The following is a 15374-nucleotide window of genomic DNA, read 5'->3' as shown; positions in this document are numbered from 1 at the left end:
GGACCGAACAATGGCCAAATCGTACTGTCACAAAGTCCATCCAACCGCCCCGCCCACCACCCTTGAACGGACTAGAGCATTGTTCGATGAGGTGAAACATCGCTTGGTCGCTGTCTCCGCGCGAGGGCTGGCCGAGGCGATCGGCCGCGCCGTGGGTGACGGGGCCTTAACTCCAGGAGCCCGGCTTCCCCCGGTACGCAAGGTGGCCGCGGCCCTGCAGATGTCGCCGACCACGGTCAGCGCAGCCTGGCAGCTCCTGCGCCGGTCGGGAACCATCCGGACCGACGGACGTCGCGGCACCATCGTCGCCGAGGATCGGCTCAGTGGACCGGGTCGCTACCGGGCCGCGCTGCGCGGGAGCTCCGGATTTCCGCTGGACCTCTCCACCGGCGTACCCGATCCGTCGCTTCTGCCGGTGTTGCCGCCTTTGGCGGGCCTGTCCCCCGCGCCGACCAGCTATCTCGACGAGCCGGTCCTGCCCGCGCTGGCCGCGCTGTTGCGCGCGAGCTGGCCCTATCCGCCCGAACGGCTGGCCATCTTCGACGGCGCCATGGACGCGATCGACCACATCGCCTCGTCCCTGCTGCGCCTCGGCGACCGCGCCGTCGTCGAGAACCCGTGCTTCCCGCCCCTGCTCGACCTGCTCGACGCCCTCGGGGTGCAGGTCATCGGCGCCGGCACCGACGCCGCCGGCATGCGCCCGGAGGAGCTGGCCGCGGCCCTCGCTCAGCGGCCCGCCGCCGTCTTCCTGCAACCTCGCGCCCACAACCCCACGGGTGCGTCGTGGTCCGGCTCGCGGGCCGCGTCCCTCGCCGCGGTGCTTGCGGAGACCCCCGGGGTGTACGCCGTGGAGGACGACTCCGCCGGAGACGTGTCCTCGGCGGAGCTGTTCTCGCTCGGCTCACACCTGCCCCGGCAGACGGTCCACGTCCGTAGCTTCTCGAAGTCGCACGGCCCCGACCTGCGCCTGGCCGCGGTCGGCGCCCCCGCCGCCGTCCTCGACCCGATCCTGGAACGCCGCCTGCTCGGACAGGGCTGGACGAGCCGCCTGCTGCAGCACCTGCTGCTGACCCTGCTCACCGACCCGGCCTCGATCGCCGCGGTCGCCCAGGCCCGCTCGGAGTACGCGGCCCGGCGCCGCCCGGTCGAGGACCACCTGGGCCTGCCACCGGGCGACGGCCTGAACCTCTGGCTGCCGGTCGCCGACGAACAGGCCGCCCTGATCTCCCTGGCCAGCGCCGGTATCGCCGCGGCGGCCGGCGCCGCCTTCACGGCCGGCCCCGCCACACCCCACCTGCGCGTGACCGTCGGCCTGATCACCGGCGACCACGCCGCGGTCGCGGCCCGCTTGGCCGAGGCCGCCCGCGCCCCGGCCCAGGCCGTCCCGCGTTAGAGGGCGTTCTCCGCGAGTTCCCACAGGCGGTCGGCCGCGGCCGGGTCGAGCGACCACGGGGCCACGCCGCCGCTGGCCTCCGGCCCGCCCGGGACCCGCTCGGCCTCCTGACAGTAGATGAAGTACCGCCCGCTGACCTCCTTCGGCAGCGGGTAGGCGGCCAGCAGGACGTTGGTCGCCGCCGCCTGATCCGGGGTGGAGAAGTAGTCCGGCAGCCGGGGGTTGTCACCGGCCATCCCGAACGCGCGCAACGTGTCCTCGTCGAGGTGGCGTTGCAGGTTCGTGGCCACGTACCCCGGGTCGGCCGTGTTGGCGAGCACCCCGTCGGCCGCCCAGCGCCGGGCGAGCGCCACCGCGAACAGACTCCCGGCCACCTTCGAGTTCCGGTAGGCCTTCCACGGGTCGTACGGCTGCCGCTCGAATTGCGGGTCGTCGAAGTCGAACCCGCCCTTGGCCTGGATGCCCGAGCTCACCACGACGACGCGGGACTCCCCCGCCGCGCGCAGGTTCTCGTGCAGGCCGGTCACCAAGGCGAAGTGCCCGAGGAAGTTGGTGGCGAGCTGCATCTCCCACCCGTTCTTCGCGGTCTCGCGGGTGGGCAGCGCCATCACCCCGCCGCCGGCGACGATCCCGTTCAGCGGTCCGTCCCAGCCGTGGACGAAAGCTCGCACCGAGTCGAGATCGCTCAGGTCGAGCTCCCGCTCACGCCCGGCGGGCCGCCGCGTCGCCACGATGACCTCGGCCCCGGCTCGGGTCAGCGCCTGGGCGGTCGCCATCCCGATGCCGGAGGCCCCACCGGTCACGATGTACCGGCGCCCCGCGAGGTAGACACCCTTCAGCACCTCGTCCGCGGTGGTGCTGCCGTCGAACGGCGTAACAAACGGCTCAGTCATGCCCCCCACTACGCGGGCAATCGCCCGGAATTCACCGCTGTGACCGGCGACGCATCACTCGAACGGGCGTCATGGGACCAGTTGCTTCATCACTACTGGTCGTGTGACTATTTCGACCATGAGCACATGCGACACTTTGCCCATGACCGAGGCCACTTTCGATCACCCTGAGCCCTGGACGGAGGCGGAGTACCTCGCGCTCGGCGAGACATCTAGTCGCATCGAGCTAGTCGACGGGGGGCTCTGGGTGAGCCCGGCCGGGAACATCGCACACCAACGCATATCGGACATCATCGTCCGCCTTTTGCATCCGGCGGCACTGGCCGCGAACTTGAACGTCGTCTCGGCGATCAATGTTCGGCTGGCCACGGGCAGGATTTTGATCCCTGACGTCGTGGTCGGAGCCATAGATCGGCAGGGCATCACCGTGGAGGCGTCGAAGATCGAGATGGTCGTGGAGATCGTTTCGCCTAGCTGCGTCACCGGCGTCGTACTACGACTGCTCCATCGCCGGGGCGGCGAGTACGACGAGACCTCCGTCGCCGAGCACGGCGATACCCTCCGCTCCGAACGGCCGTTCCCCATCGAGGTGGACACGACCGCTCTGCTCGACTTCTGAGCGGCCATGATGCCCCTGACCGAGGCCGAGTACCTGGCCATCTACGAGCCCGCGCGCCGGATCGAGTTGATGGATGGGCGATTGCGGCCCAGCCCGGCGCCGAGCTGGCCCCACCAGGAGATGTCATGGCTTCTCGTGGGAGCGCTGCGGACGGCGGTGGCGGCGGCCGGATTCCGGGTCGCCGCGTCCGTCAACGTACGGCTCGACATCGACCGCATCGTCGTCCCGGACATCGTGGTGACGCGGGATCCGCAGCCGGGGCTGGTCATCGACAGCACCGACGTCGTGCTCATCGCGGAGATCGCGCCCGAGAACGCGCTGACCGACCGTGGGCTGCAGATCCGGTACGCGGCCGCCTACATCCCCTGGTACCTGCTGGTGGAACCGCACCGGCCCACACCCGACGTGATTCGGATCCAGCTGTTCCGGCTCAGTCACGGGCACTACTCGCGGCAGGCCACGGCGATCTCCGGCGACGTGCTGTCGGCGGCGAAACCGTTCGCCATGTCCCTGCGGCCGGAGGACTTCCTGGCCGGCCGGTGAAGCCTCAGCGGCGGGCGGGGCGGAAACTGTCGAAGACCAGTTGGAGGTCGCCGCGGTAGCGCTGCCAGTCGGCGTCCCGGGTCTGCCAGTAGAACCCGTAGGCCTGGGTGGTGGCGGTGATGACGCCGCGGTTGTTGACGTGCTGGCGGACACCCTTGCGGGTGAAGGTGAACTCCCAGTCGGCTGCCTTGCGGAAGTAGTCGACCTCCCTGATGTGGATCTCACGGTAGGAGGGGAAGTCGCCGGCTGAGACCCGGTAGTCGGCCTTGCCCCGCCAGTCGGCCACCGGGTCGGGTTCGGGCTTGCGGGTCTGGTCGATGCCGAGGACGCGGCCGGTGGAGCTGTCCCGGAAGTAGACCATCGTCTTCTCCTGGGAACGGGTCCAGCCCTCGGGCACGTAGACGGCGAAACCGGTCGGGTCCCGGTAATCCCGCCAGCCGTCCGGGAGCGCCGGCAGGCCGGACCCCGATCCGGGCGCGGCGGGCGCGCTGGTGGGCGGCGCGGCGGAGGTACGGGAGACGACCGCGCTCGGCGAGGCCGCGGTAGGCGACGCCGGGGCCGAGGCGGACCCGGTCGGGCCGGCCGACGCGGGGCCGCCCGTCGCGGGAGTGGTGGCGGCGACCGGCGGCGCCTCCGCGGTCGTCCCGTCCCCGGTGGAATCGGCTCCGGCCCGGACGACCATCCAGACGACACCCGCCAGCAGCAGAACAGCGACGGCGGCGGCCAGCCCGATCCGCGTCCGCCGCGACCCACGAGCCGCCCCCGGCCCACGCTCCAATACCTCCGCACCCAGCGGCGAGTCACCCGGCCGCACGTCACCCGGCGGCTCGTCGTCCGGCGGCTCGTCGTCCGGGGCGGGAGACGTGGGGGTGGAGGGTGCGGGCTCAGCGTTCGAAAGACGCTCAGCTGGGGTGGAGGGGGCGGGAAGCGGGAGCTTCGGCGGTGAGGCCGGGGCGTCGCTCTCCGCCGGCGAGCCGGTCGCGGGGATGGTGCCGTCGGGTGAGTCGTCCCTGCGTACAACCGAAGCATGACCGTAGGAACCGGAAGCCGCCGCACGCAGCAGGTGTTCCGCCTCGGTCGCGCCGATTCTCTCCGCCGGATCCTTGCGCAGCAGGCCGGTCAGCAGCGGCTCGAGTGGACCCGCGCGGCGCGGCGGATCGGGCTCGTCGGCGGCGAGCGCGGTCAGGGTGGCGATGGCCGACGTGCGGTGGAACGGCGACTGGCCCTCGACCGCCGCGTAGAGGGTCGCGCCGAGCGACCACAGGTCCGAGGCGAGACCAGCCACGCCCGTCCTGGCCCGTTCGGGTGACATGTACTCGGGCGAGCCGATCAGCACGTCGGACGTGCTCACCGCGGCGTCGCCCTCGATGGTGGCGATGCCGAAATCGGTCAGCAGGACGCGGCCGTCGTCGGCCAGCAGGACGTTCGCCGGCTTGACGTCGCGGTGGGCGACGCCCGCCTTGTGCGCGGCCCGCAGCGCGGACAGCAGTTCCAGGCCGATCCGGGCGACCCGCCGCGGATCCAGCGGGCCCTCGTCGCGCATCGCCTCCTGCAGGGAGCGCGACGGCACGTACTCCATGACGATCCAGGCGTGGCCGTCGACCTCGAGGACGTCGAAGACCTGGACCACGTTCGGGTGTCCCAGCCGGGCCGCGGCCCGCGCCTCGCGCAGCAGCCGGCGATGCTCCGCGTCGCCTTCCTGGAGGAGTTCCTTGATGGCGACGTCGCGCTGGAGGACCTCGTCGCGGGCACGCCAGACACGGCCCATGCCGCCCTGCCCGAGGGACTCGTCCAGCCGGTAGCGACCGGTAATGAGGGGCATGCGGGTCGATATACCCCACTGTGTGCGCGCTCAGACCTGCGCGGATGCTTCCAACGGCTTCGGAATGTGCAATACTTCCGGCACTCGGAGTCGAAAGTTTCGAAGCCGGGTTCGAGCATAAGAGGAGAGACGGATGGCCGTGGGCGGGCGACGGGTGACGATCGCGACCATCGCGGAGGCCGCGGGGGTCTCCGTTCCTACGGTGTCGCGCGTGCTCAACGGGCGCACCGACGTGTCGCCGGAGACGCGCGACCGGATCGAACACCTTCTCCGGGAGCACGACTACCGGCCTCGTAACTCTCGGCAGCCGCTGCGGGCCGGGCTGATCGACCTGGTGTTCCACGATCTGGACAGTCCGTGGGCGGTCGAGCTGATCCGCGGCGTCGAGGAGGTCACGCACGCCGCCGGCGTCGGCACTGTCATCTCGGCCGTGCACCGGCGGACCGCGTCGACCCGGCAGTGGTTGCAGAACCTGCGGTCCCGGCAGTCCGACGGCGTGATCCTGGTGATCTCCGACGGGGCCGGCCCGGTGAGCACGGAGCTGCACCGGCTGAACGTGCCGATGGTCATCATCGATCCGGCCGGCGGCGCGGCCGCCGACGTGCCGACGATCGGCGCCACGAACTGGGCCGGCGGCCGCAGCGCCACCGAGCATCTGATCTCTTTGGGACACAAGCGGATCGGCCTGATCGAGGGTCCGCGCAACCTGCTGTGCAGCCGCGCGCGGATGGACGGCTACCGGGCCGCGCTGGAGTCGGCCGGGCTGCGGGTCGACCGCAAGATCATCGAGCCGGGCGACTTCAACCACGAGTCGGGCTTCGCGGCGGCCGAGCGGCTGCTGAGCAAAGAGGACCGGCCGACCGCGATCTTCGCGTCGAGCGATCAGATGGCGCTGGGCGTCTATGAGGCGGCGCGCCTGCGCGGGCTGCGGGTGCCGGACGATCTGAGCATCGTCGGTTTCGACGACCTGCCGGAGGCGCGCTGGTCGTCGCCGCCGCTGACGACCGTGCGGCAGCCCCTGGCGGACATGGGCGGGCTCGCCGCGCGTACCGTCCTGCGGTTGTCGCGCGGCGAGCCCATCGAGACTCCCCGGGTGGAGCTGGCCACCGAGATGGTGGTCCGGGAGAGTACCGCTCCCCTACTTGCCGAAGCCGGCCGTTAGACCGCTGAGCAGCTGGCGCCGGCCGATCGCGTACAGAATCACGATCGGGACGGTGGTCAGCGTGACCGAGGCGGCGATGGCGGGCACGTTGATGCCGAACTGGCCCTGGAAGTTGGCCAGCGCCAGCGGGATCGCGCGCTGATCGGGGCTCTGGGTGAGCACCAGCGGAAGCAGGAAGCCGTTCCAGATGTTCAGCGCGCTGTAGATCGTCACCGTGACCAGGGCGGGCCGGGTCAGCGGGAGCGCGAGCCGCCACATGGTGCCCCACTCGGAGGCGCCGTCCATCCGCATCGACTCGAAGAGCTCCTTCGGGACGTCCCGGATGAAGTTCGACAGCACGATCACGGACAGCGGGATGGCGAACGCGATCGACGGCAGGATGATCGCGAGCAGGGTGTCGTACAGCTTGAGCCTGATGATGATCAGGTAGACCGGGATGATCACCGCCTGGAGCGGGATGGCCAGACCGGTCAGGAAGACCCAGTTCATCGCCTTGAGCGTGCGGTTGCCGGCGCCCCGCACGATCGCATAGCCGGCCATGAAGCTGACCGCGACGGCCGGGACGACCGCGCCGACCGTGATGACCACGCTGTTGAAGAAGTACCGGACGAAGTCAGCCTCGATGACCGCTTTGTAGTTCTCGAACGTCAGGTCGGTCGGCGGAGCCAGCGGGTTGGTGATGAAGTACGTGTCCTGGGTCTTGAAGCTGGTGATGACGATCCAGTAGATCGGCAGCATCACGACGAAGAGCCAGAGCCAGCTCAGCGAGCCGCCGAACCAGTTGTAGCCGCGGAACCGGCTCTTCCTGGCGCGAGGGCCGGGCGTGCCGGTGACGGTCGTGGCCGGAGTCCGCTCGGTGATGGTCGACAACTCAGACTCCTTCCAGCTGGCTCTCGTCGGCACGGCCGCCGAGTCGCCGGAACAGCAACGACAGGACGAGTCCGACGAAGACCAGGATGACGGCGATGGCGCTGGCCGGGCCCATCAGGTTGGCCTGGAAGCCCGTCTGGTACATCTCCAGCGCGAGGGTCCGGGTCGAGTCGCCGGGGCCGCCGCCGGTGAGCAGGTAGATCAGGTCGAAGAAGAGCAGCGAGCCGACCACCATCAGCGTCGACGAGGTGATGAGCGTGTACTTCAGCTGGGGCAGCGTGATCGAGAAGAACTGCCGCATCCGGCCGGCGCCGTCGATCTGGGACGCCTCGTACATGCTGGTCGGGATCTGCCGTACCGCGCCTTGGTAGATCAGCGTGTGGAACGGGATGAACTGCCACGACACGATGAAGATCAGGGTGGCCACGGCGAGTGTCGAGTTGCCCAGCCAGTCCTGGTTGAGCGCGTCGATGCCGAGGCCGGCGCCGAGACCGAAGTTCGGGTCGAGCAGCGCCTTGAAGGTGATGGCGATGGCGGCCGAGCTCAGCAGCAGCGGGATGAAGAACAGCACCGCGAGCAGCTCGCGATACCGCTTGCTGGTGGCCAGGAACGTGCCGAGCAGAATCGACATCGGAGTCTGCACGAGCCACGACAACGCCATGATCACGAAGGTGACCCAGAGGGCGTGCGGCAGACCCGGGTCCTGGAGCGCGGCCTTCCAGCTGGTCAGGCCGGTGACCTCGATGTCGCCGATGCCGTTCCAGGTGGTGAAGCTCAGGAACAGCACGCCGAACAGCGGGATGATGCCGAAAAGTACGAACCAGACGAACGCCGGCAGTGCCATCCAGGTGACGGAGCCGGAGCCGCTCCGCCCGCCGCTGGAGGAGGAACTGCCTTTCGTCCGTACGACGGGCGGAGCGATGGTGGTCACTTGCCGATGACTCCGTTCATGGCGTCGACCCACTGCTGCGGGGTGACCTGGAGCTGGAACAGCTTCGCGATGTTGTCCAGCAGGGTCTCGGCAGCGGTCGGGCTCAGGGCCTGGTCCCAGGACTGGGCGAAGACCTTCGCACCTCCGGCGATCGCCGACATGTCCTTGAGGAACGCCGCGTCGTCGCCCGTGAACAGGCTGTCGCTGTTCTTCAGAACCGGCACGCCGCCGGACTTGACCCAGCCGGCCTTCTCGTCGTCGTCGACCAGCGTGGTCGAGAAGAACTTCTTGGCGATCTCCTTGGCCTCGGGCGTGGCCTTGGAGGAGATCGAGAGGTACTGACCCGGGTTGCCGACCGTGTTGCTCGGGTCGCCCTTGCCGCCCTCGACCGTCGGGAAGTTCATCCAGCCCAGGCCGCCGTCCTTGACGAAGTTGCCGCCGTCGGCCTTCTGGATGCCGTAGGACCAGGAGCCGTGCAGCATCATCGCGGCCTTGCCGGTGTAGAGCAGGGCCTGGTCGGCGTTCGAGTCGGCCGTGGTCGACGAGAAGCCCTTCTGGAAGCCGTTGGCCTTCACCAGATCCTGGATCTTGGTGAGCATGTCCAGCACGGCCGGGTCGGACCAGGCGCCCTTCTCGCCGGCGAAGACCCGGTCGAAGACCTCGGAGCCGGCCGTACGGTCGAGCAGGAACTCGAGCCACATCATGTTCGTCCAGCGGGACTGGCCGCCGAGCGAGAACGGGGCGATCTTCTTCTCGTTGAACTTCGGGACCAGCGCCATGATCTCGCCCCACGTCTTCGGAGGCTGGACGCCGACGCGCTCGAAGACCTTCTTGTTGTAGAACAGGACGATCGGCTGCACGGTCTCGACCGGCAGCGCGTAGATCTTGCCGTTGACCGTGGCCGCGCCGAACGAGGACGGGAGGATCTTGTCCTTGACGGCGGCGTTCTGGCCGAGCCAGTCGGTCAGGTCCTCGACCTGGTTGGAGGACACGTATTCCTTGAGGCCACCGCCACCCCAGCCCCAGATCATCGTCGGGCCCTGGTTGGCGCCGAGCGCCGTCTTGATCTTCTGCTTGTAGGCGTCGTTCTGGAAGAACGTGGGGGTGATCTTGGTGTCCGGGTTGGCCTTGTTGAACCGCTCGATCGCCGCCGTGCGGATCGGCTCACCGGGCTCGCCGCTCAGCGACCAGTAGGAGGCCGCGCCGCCACCACCGCCGCTGCTCGAACCGCCGCTCTTGTCCTGCGGGCCGTCGCTGCCACAAGCCGCCAGAGCCGCGGCACCAGCTGCACCCGCGGCCAGGCCGAGGAAGTTACGCCTATTGATCACGCTGATCTCCGTATTTGTTTATTGCCGCTCGGATGGGGTGGTCGTGCGCGTCACAGAGACTGCAACTTTCGTACGACGACCGCAAGTTAACGTGAGGTTTCGTTAACGTAGGGTTTCAGGGTGATCATGTCAAGGGTCTTGCCGTGGTCGCGCTCCCACGGCAAAAGTGGACGCCGTCTCACCCTGCCATCAGGGGGCAACCTAAGATCACCCAGCACCGAAAGTTCGCGCTGTAAAAATACTGAAAGTTTCGGAACCTCTGAGGAGTCGCGCCGTGACCGTAGAACATCGATGGCAGGATCCGGCGCTCCCCGTCGCTGACCGTGTCGAGGCCCTGCTGGCCGCCATGACCATCGAAGAGAAGGTCGGCCAGCTGGGCAGCCGCTGGCTCGGCAACGACATGCAGGACGAGCAGGAGACCGACCCGGAGGAGACCCTCAACGTCGCTCCCATGCAGGACGTCTTCGCCGCATCCGGCACCATCTCCCTCGAGGAGGCCAGCCGGCAGGGCCTGGGACATCTCACCCGCGTGTACGGCAGCAAGCCGCTCACGCCGGCCGAGGGCGCCGCCGAGCTGGTCCGTCAACAGCAGATCGTCCTCGCCAACTCCCGCCTCGGCATCCCCGCCCTGGTCCACGAGGAATGCCTGACCGGCTTCACCGCCTTCGGCGCAACGGTCTATCCCGCCGCCATCGCCTGGGGCGCCACCTTCGACCCCTCGCTGGTCGAGCGGATGGCCGCCGCGATCGGCCGCGACATGGCCGCCCTCGGCGTGCACCAGGGCCTGTCCCCGGTGCTCGACGTCGTGCGCGACTACCGCTGGGGCCGGGTCGAGGAGACCATCGGCGAGGACCCGTACCTGGTCGCGCTGCTCGGCGCGGGCTACGTGCGGGGCCTCGAGAGCGCCGGGGTGATCGCCACCCTCAAGCACTTCGCGGGCTACTCGGCCTCGCGCGGCGCCCGCAACCACGGCCCGGTGTCGATGGGCCGGCGCGAGCTGCTCGACGTCATCCTGCCGACCTTCGAGACGGCGATCCGCGAGGGCGGCGCCCGGTCGGTGATGAACAGTTACTCCGACGTCGACGGCGTTCCCGCCGGCGCCGACCCGTGGCTGCTCACCACGGTGCTGCGGGAGAAGTGGGGCTTCACCGGCACGGTGGTCTCGGACTACTGGGCCGTGCCGTTCCTGGCCTCGACCCACCACATCGCGGCCGATGAGGCCGAGGCCGGCGCGCTGGCGCTGACCGCCGGCATCGACGTCGAACTGCCGGACACGCTGGGCTTCTCGGCCGACCTGATCTCCCGGGTGCCCGAGTCGGTGATCGACCAGGCGGCCCGGCGGCTGCTCACCCAGAAGATCGCCCTCGGCCTGCTGGATCCGGACTGGACGCCCGCGTCGTCCGTCGCCACCGCCGGAGATGTCCAGCTTGACTCGTCTTCAAATAGGGCACTCGCGCGGGAGATGGCCGAGAAATCGGTCATCCTGCTCGACCCGGGTACGGCGTTGCCGCTGCCCGCCTCGAGCCGGATCGCCGTGGTCGGGCCGGCGGCGGACGACGCCCGCACGTTCATGGGCTGCTACGCGTTCCCCAACCACGTGCTGCCCCGCTACCCTGGCATCGGGCTCGGCGTCGACGTTCCCACGGCCGTCGAAGCGCTTCGGTCCGAGTTCGCCGAGGTGTCGTACGCCCGGGGCTGCGACGTCAACAGCGAGGACCGCTCCGGCTTCGACGAGGCGGTGGCCGCGGCCGGCTCGGCGGACGTGGTGGTGGCGATGGTCGGTGACCTGGCCGGTCTGTTCGGGCACGGCACCTCGGGCGAGGGCTGCGACGCCGAGGACCTGCGCCTGCCCGGCGTCCAGGGCGACCTGATCGAGGCGCTGCTGGCCACCGGCACGCCGGTGGTGGTCGTGGTGGTCAGCGGGCGGCCGTACGCGCTGGGCGGCATCGCCGGCCGCACGGCCGGCCTGGTGCAGGCGTTCATGCCGGGCGAGGAGGGCGCCTCGGCGGTCGCCGGCGTGCTCTCGGGCCGGGTCCAGCCGGGCGCCAAGCTGCCGGTGCAGATCCCGCGCCACCCGGGCGGGCAGCCCGGCACGTACCTGCAGCCGGCGCTGGGGGCGGAGAACACGGGGGTCAGCAACCTCGACCCGACGCCGCTGTTCCCGTTCGGGCACGGCCGCTCGTACACCACGTTCGAGGTCGACGACCTGCGGATCAGCGCGGAGTCGGTGGCGACCGACGGCGAGTTCACGGTGACGGCCCGGGTACGCAACACCGGCGAACGGGCCGGCGACGAGGTCGTCCAGCTCTACCTGCACGACCCGATCGGGCAGGTCACGCGGCCGGTGAAGCAGCTGACCGGCTTCGCCCGGGTGCCGCTGGAGGCCGGCGAGGCCAAGGACGTCGAGTTCACGGTGCACACCGACCGGACGGCGTACACCAGCCGCGACCTGACGACCATCGTCGAGCCCGGCGACATCGAGGTCATGGTCGGCACGTCGGCGGCGAACCTGCCCTGCCGCGGCAGGGTGACACTGACCGGCCCGGTGCGTGAGGTCGGCCGCGACCGCCGCCTCGTGACGCCGGTCGAGGTCCGCAAGGCCTGACCCTGTTGAGACGACGTCGATCCTCCCGTTCCGAAAATTCGGGCGGGTCGGCGTCGAAAACTATCGTCGCTGTCCCGTTACCTTCCGGCCGATCGGGCCCGCCAGGTCTGCCCTTCGGCCCATTTGCGATCTTCCCGTTTTGACGTCTCGTCATCCGCCCGCTTCAGCCGGCGCACGTTTCGGCCGGCGGCCTTTTCAGCCGGCGGCCAGCAGGCGGGCGAGTTCGGTTCGGGACCGTACGCCGAGGCGGGCGAACACGTTGCGCAGGTGATGGTCGATGGTGCGCGGGCTCAGATGCAGTTGCCGGGCGACCTCACGGTTGGTCGCGCCCTCGGCGACCAGGCCGGCGATCCGCTCCTGCTGGGCCGTCAACGGCGTACGGCCGATGGGGTCGACCTTGGCCCCCGCCGCCCGCAGCTCCCGCATCGCCTGCTCGGACCAGGGCCGCGCGTCCAGCCGGTGGAAGGTGTCGACGGCCCGGCGCAGGTGGTCGCGGGCCTCGGCCGGCCGGCGCCGGCGGCGCAGGTGACGCCCGTACAGCAACTCGGTGTGGGCCCGGGCGAAGCCTGGACTGTCGTCGCGCTCGTGCCACCCGAGCGCCTCCCGGAAGTGGTCCTCGGCGGCGTCGTAGTCGCCGGTGGTCAGCGCCCGGCACCGCGACCGCAGGGCGAGCCAGCCGCTCTGCCGGGTCCGAGCCGCCCACTCGTCGAAGACGGCGGATCCCGTGACCCCCTCGACACCGAGGTACGCCGACGCCTCCAACAGATGCGGCGTGACGGCCACCCGCAGAATCTGGGAGCCACTGGAGAAGATGCCGGCCAGCCTCTCCGCCGCCGACGCCGGCTGCCCCGCGACAAGATCGAGCAGGGCTTCCGCCCAGTCACTCAGACCACGAACCTCCGCGTCCGCGCGCCGGGCGGCCGCCAGGCGTTCGACAGCGGACTCCCGGTCCCCGACAAAGGCGGCCAACAGCCCGAGCAAGGCCAGGTGGGTGTCGGCCAGATCGGGCCGCCCCGCCCCGCGCGCGATCGCCGCCCCGTCCAGCGCCGAGGCGGTCGCCAGGTCGTACCGCCCGGCGGCCAGATCGGCGAAGGCGGCAACCTCCAGCGCCGCCGGCACCAGAGCGTGGGCGCCGGACTCCCGGGCGAGACCGGCGGCCCGCCCGGCGAGCCGCGCCGCACGCTTGTCCTGCCCCAGCAGAAGTCCCGTGTTGGCGGCTCGAATCAACCCGGCCGGATCGGCGGTCCCCTCGGCCAGCCGGAGCACTTCCCGCAGATGCCCGAAGGCGGCGTCCTCCGCACCCGTCATCAGGTCGGCCACCCCCACGACCTGATGCAGCGCCATCGCCTCGTCGGGCGTCATCGCCTGAGGCTCGACCGTTCCCCGGCCCGCCCGGGCGACACCGCCTCCCGATTCGGCCACCGCAGTCCGCCCGTCGCCGAGACACTCGGCGACCTGCCGAACCAATTCCGGATAACGCCCAGGTTCGCCCGTACGGCTGCACGCCTCCCCCGCCAGGAGAAGAGCCTCCAGTGCCCCGCCCGGATCCGGCTTCATCAGCTCATCCGCGACCTCGAGCAGCACCTCCTGAGCGGCGGCCGGCGCCTGACGCAGATTGATTTCGGCGAGTACGCCGCGCGCCCGCGCCCGGACGATCGCACTCCCCCGCAAATTCCCGGCCCGCCGCACGAGAAGACCAGCTTCATGGGTACGCCCAGCGGCCATCAACGACCGCGCGGCGGCGAGCAGAGCCGTAGCCGCCTCACCGGCCGACCCGCTGAGCTCAGCCGCCCGCCGCTGCGCCCCGGCGGCGGCGACGGGCGGCGCTTCCTCCGCCGCCACCATCAGTTCCCGCGCGAGCTCGTCATCGGGCCCGGTGGCCACCGCCGCCAGATGCAGAAGTGCGGAAAGCCGGCGCCCGCCCGCCCCGAGAACCCCGGCCAGAGCCAGATGCGCCGCACGCCGCCGCCCCAGCGGCTCCTCCTCACAGACCACCGACCGCGCAACCCCCGGCGTGAACCTGACCCCGTCCTCCCCGACCACGACGAGCCCGGCCCGCTCGGCGAGATCCAAATCGGACAACAGAGCCTCCACCCCGCCCTGCTGCCCGCCCTGCTGATTGCCACCCCTGCGAGCCGCTCGCGGGCGCTCTCGCGCCGCATCTGTCTGAGCGGCGACTTCCCCGTTCCGCTCGGCTTCCCGGCCCGCCGCACTCCCGCGTGCCGTATCCATTCGGGCCGCTGCGGCCAGTAGGTCGACCGGGCGGGCCTCCGGGTCGGTCGCGGCCAGCAGGAGCAGGATGCGCGTGGGCCGCGGCAAAGCCGACAAGCCGGAGTGGAGGCGCCGGCGAAGCCCGCTGCCCGGAGGAAGCCCGGCGGGCAGGGCGGCATAACCGCGGCGCTGCTCCGGAGTCAGCCCGGCCGCCAGGTCGGTCAACGCCGCCGGGTTAGCACAGGCGAGGTCGAGCAACCCGGCGACCACGTCGTCGGAGATGTCCGGGGCCAGTCGCCGCAGCAGTTCCCGGCACGCGTCCTCGTCGAGCGGCCGCAGCCGCCGCATCGGCAGCCCCGCCGCGGCCGCGTGCCCGGCGGCACTCGCCGTGACCGAGGCGAGCAGCGCCACGGCCGTATCGCCGACGCGCCGCGCGGCCAGCCGGATCACCTGCCAGCTCGGCCGATCCAGCAGGTCGGCGTCGTCGAACAGGCACAGCACGGGCCGCTCCACGGCCGCCCGGCGCAGCAGAGCCACGACCGCCAGGCACAGCGGCAACGGCCCGGCTTCCGGATCACGCCCGCCCGCCACCGACAGCAGCGGCTCCCGCCACTGCGCCGGCAACTCCGGCAAGAACCCGGCGAGCGGCCCCAGCAGCCGTTCGAGCCCGCCGTAGGCGACCTCGGACTCGTCCGCGTGCCCCGGAACCGAAATCACGAGCCACCCCGAAGCCCTGCCAGCGCCGGCCGCACTGCCGGCACCGTCGGCCCAGCCGGCGGCGGCTGCGCTGAGCAGCGCAGTGCGGCCCTCGCCCGGGCCCGCGGCGAGCACCAATGCCGCGCCCCGGCCCTCGGCCGCTCCTTGGAGCAGGCCGCCGATCGCGGCCAGGTCGGCGTCACGGCCGACCAGGGCAACTTCATGCACTACCGGTGCATTAAGCATGCGGCGAGTCTGTCGATCCGGGCGGCGCCGGGGAAGCCCTTTTCGGTTGATGAAA

The 15374-nt window shown here is 70.7% G+C and carries 11 protein-coding genes; 5 read left to right on the top strand and 6 right to left on the bottom strand.

Going from position 1 to position 15374, the window contains the following annotated elements; all coding sequences use genetic code 11:
• Positions 1-91 precede the first annotated feature (91 nt).
• Positions 92-1393, top strand: coding sequence for an aminotransferase class I/II-fold pyridoxal phosphate-dependent enzyme (locus AB0C26_RS30180; protein ID WP_360254368.1), 1302 nt, complete (start codon positions 92-94; stop codon positions 1391-1393).
• Here AB0C26_RS30180 and AB0C26_RS30175 read toward each other — a convergent pair.
• Entirely contained in the window at positions 1390-2286 is an 897-nt protein-coding gene (locus AB0C26_RS30175) for an SDR family NAD(P)-dependent oxidoreductase (protein ID WP_360254366.1), read from the bottom strand. The genes AB0C26_RS30180 and AB0C26_RS30175 overlap by 4 nt on opposite strands.
• Positions 2287-2428: 142 nt before the next feature.
• Between AB0C26_RS30175 and AB0C26_RS30170 the strand changes: the two genes are divergently transcribed.
• Together AB0C26_RS30170 and AB0C26_RS30165 are read left to right on the top strand one after the other, a co-directional pair.
• Complete coding sequence (locus AB0C26_RS30170) at positions 2429-2905, top strand: Uma2 family endonuclease (RefSeq protein ID WP_360254364.1); 477 nt, start codon at positions 2429-2431, stop codon at positions 2903-2905.
• Positions 2906-2911: 6 nt separating this feature from the next.
• Positions 2912-3448 carry a Uma2 family endonuclease gene (locus tag AB0C26_RS30165; RefSeq protein ID WP_360254362.1) on the top strand — a complete coding sequence of 179 codons (537 nt, stop codon included), beginning with the start codon at positions 2912-2914 and terminating at the stop codon, positions 3446-3448.
• 4 nt (positions 3449-3452) lie between these two features.
• On the opposite strand, the gene AB0C26_RS30160 is transcribed toward AB0C26_RS30165, so the two are convergent.
• Positions 3453-5270 (bottom strand): protein kinase, encoded by a 1818-nt coding sequence (locus tag AB0C26_RS30160; protein WP_360254360.1) that lies wholly within the window; start codon positions 5268-5270, stop codon positions 3453-3455.
• Between the two features lie 133 nt (positions 5271-5403).
• On the opposite strand from AB0C26_RS30160, the gene AB0C26_RS30155 reads away from it, so the two are divergent.
• Complete coding sequence (locus AB0C26_RS30155) at positions 5404-6432, top strand: LacI family DNA-binding transcriptional regulator (RefSeq protein ID WP_360254358.1); 1029 nt, start codon at positions 5404-5406, stop codon at positions 6430-6432.
• On the opposite strand, the gene AB0C26_RS30150 is transcribed toward AB0C26_RS30155, so the two are convergent.
• Genes AB0C26_RS30150 through AB0C26_RS30140 form a run of 3 tightly spaced genes read right to left on the bottom strand, consistent with a single transcriptional unit; the run spans position 6409 to position 9561 of the window.
• Positions 6409-7302 carry a carbohydrate ABC transporter permease gene (locus AB0C26_RS30150; RefSeq protein ID WP_360254356.1) on the bottom strand — a complete coding sequence of 298 codons (894 nt, stop codon included), beginning with the start codon at positions 7300-7302 and terminating at the stop codon, positions 6409-6411. The two genes, AB0C26_RS30155 and AB0C26_RS30150, sit on opposite strands and share 24 nt — an antisense overlap.
• Before the next feature lies 1 nt (position 7303).
• Complete coding sequence (locus tag AB0C26_RS30145) at positions 7304-8233, bottom strand: sugar ABC transporter permease (RefSeq protein WP_360254354.1); 930 nt, start codon at positions 8231-8233, stop codon at positions 7304-7306.
• A complete protein-coding gene (locus tag AB0C26_RS30140) occupies positions 8230-9561 on the bottom strand; it encodes an extracellular solute-binding protein (RefSeq protein ID WP_360254352.1) in 1332 nt (443 codons plus the stop codon). Before AB0C26_RS30140 ends, AB0C26_RS30145 begins: the two co-directional genes overlap by 4 nt.
• A 274-nt stretch (positions 9562-9835) precedes the next feature.
• On the opposite strand from AB0C26_RS30140, the gene AB0C26_RS30135 reads away from it, so the two are divergent.
• A complete protein-coding gene (locus tag AB0C26_RS30135; protein ID WP_360254350.1) occupies positions 9836-12166 on the top strand; it encodes a glycoside hydrolase family 3 N-terminal domain-containing protein in 2331 nt (776 codons plus the stop codon).
• Between the two features lie 195 nt (positions 12167-12361).
• Here AB0C26_RS30135 and AB0C26_RS30130 read toward each other — a convergent pair whose 3' ends face one another.
• Positions 12362-15301, bottom strand: a complete 2940-nt coding sequence (locus tag AB0C26_RS30130) for a LuxR C-terminal-related transcriptional regulator (RefSeq protein WP_360254348.1) — start codon at positions 15299-15301, stop codon at positions 12362-12364.
• Between the last annotated feature and the right edge of the window lie 73 nt (positions 15302-15374).

Source organism: Actinoplanes sp. NPDC048796 (assembly GCF_040650035.1).
Classification (GTDB): domain Bacteria; phylum Actinomycetota; class Actinomycetes; order Mycobacteriales; family Micromonosporaceae; genus Actinoplanes.
Note: the sequence above shows the minus strand (reverse complement) of the source record. Positions and strands in the feature narration are given on the sequence as shown.

Bases quoted from the DNA above. Each gene is read 5' to 3' on its own strand.
- AB0C26_RS30175 (WP_360254366.1), bottom strand. From the start codon at position 2,286: ATGACTGAGCCGTTTGTTACGCCGTTCGACGGCAGCACCACCGCGGAC.
- AB0C26_RS30170 (WP_360254364.1), top strand. From the start codon at position 2,429: ATGACCGAGGCCACTTTCGATCACCCTGAGCCCTGGACGGAGGCGGAG.
- AB0C26_RS30165 (WP_360254362.1), top strand. From the start codon at position 2,912: ATGATGCCCCTGACCGAGGCCGAGTACCTGGCCATCTACGAGCCCGCG.
- AB0C26_RS30160 (WP_360254360.1), bottom strand. From the start codon at position 5,270: ATGCCCCTCATTACCGGTCGCTACCGGCTGGACGAGTCCCTCGGGCAG.
- AB0C26_RS30155 (WP_360254358.1), top strand. From the start codon at position 5,404: ATGGCCGTGGGCGGGCGACGGGTGACGATCGCGACCATCGCGGAGGCC.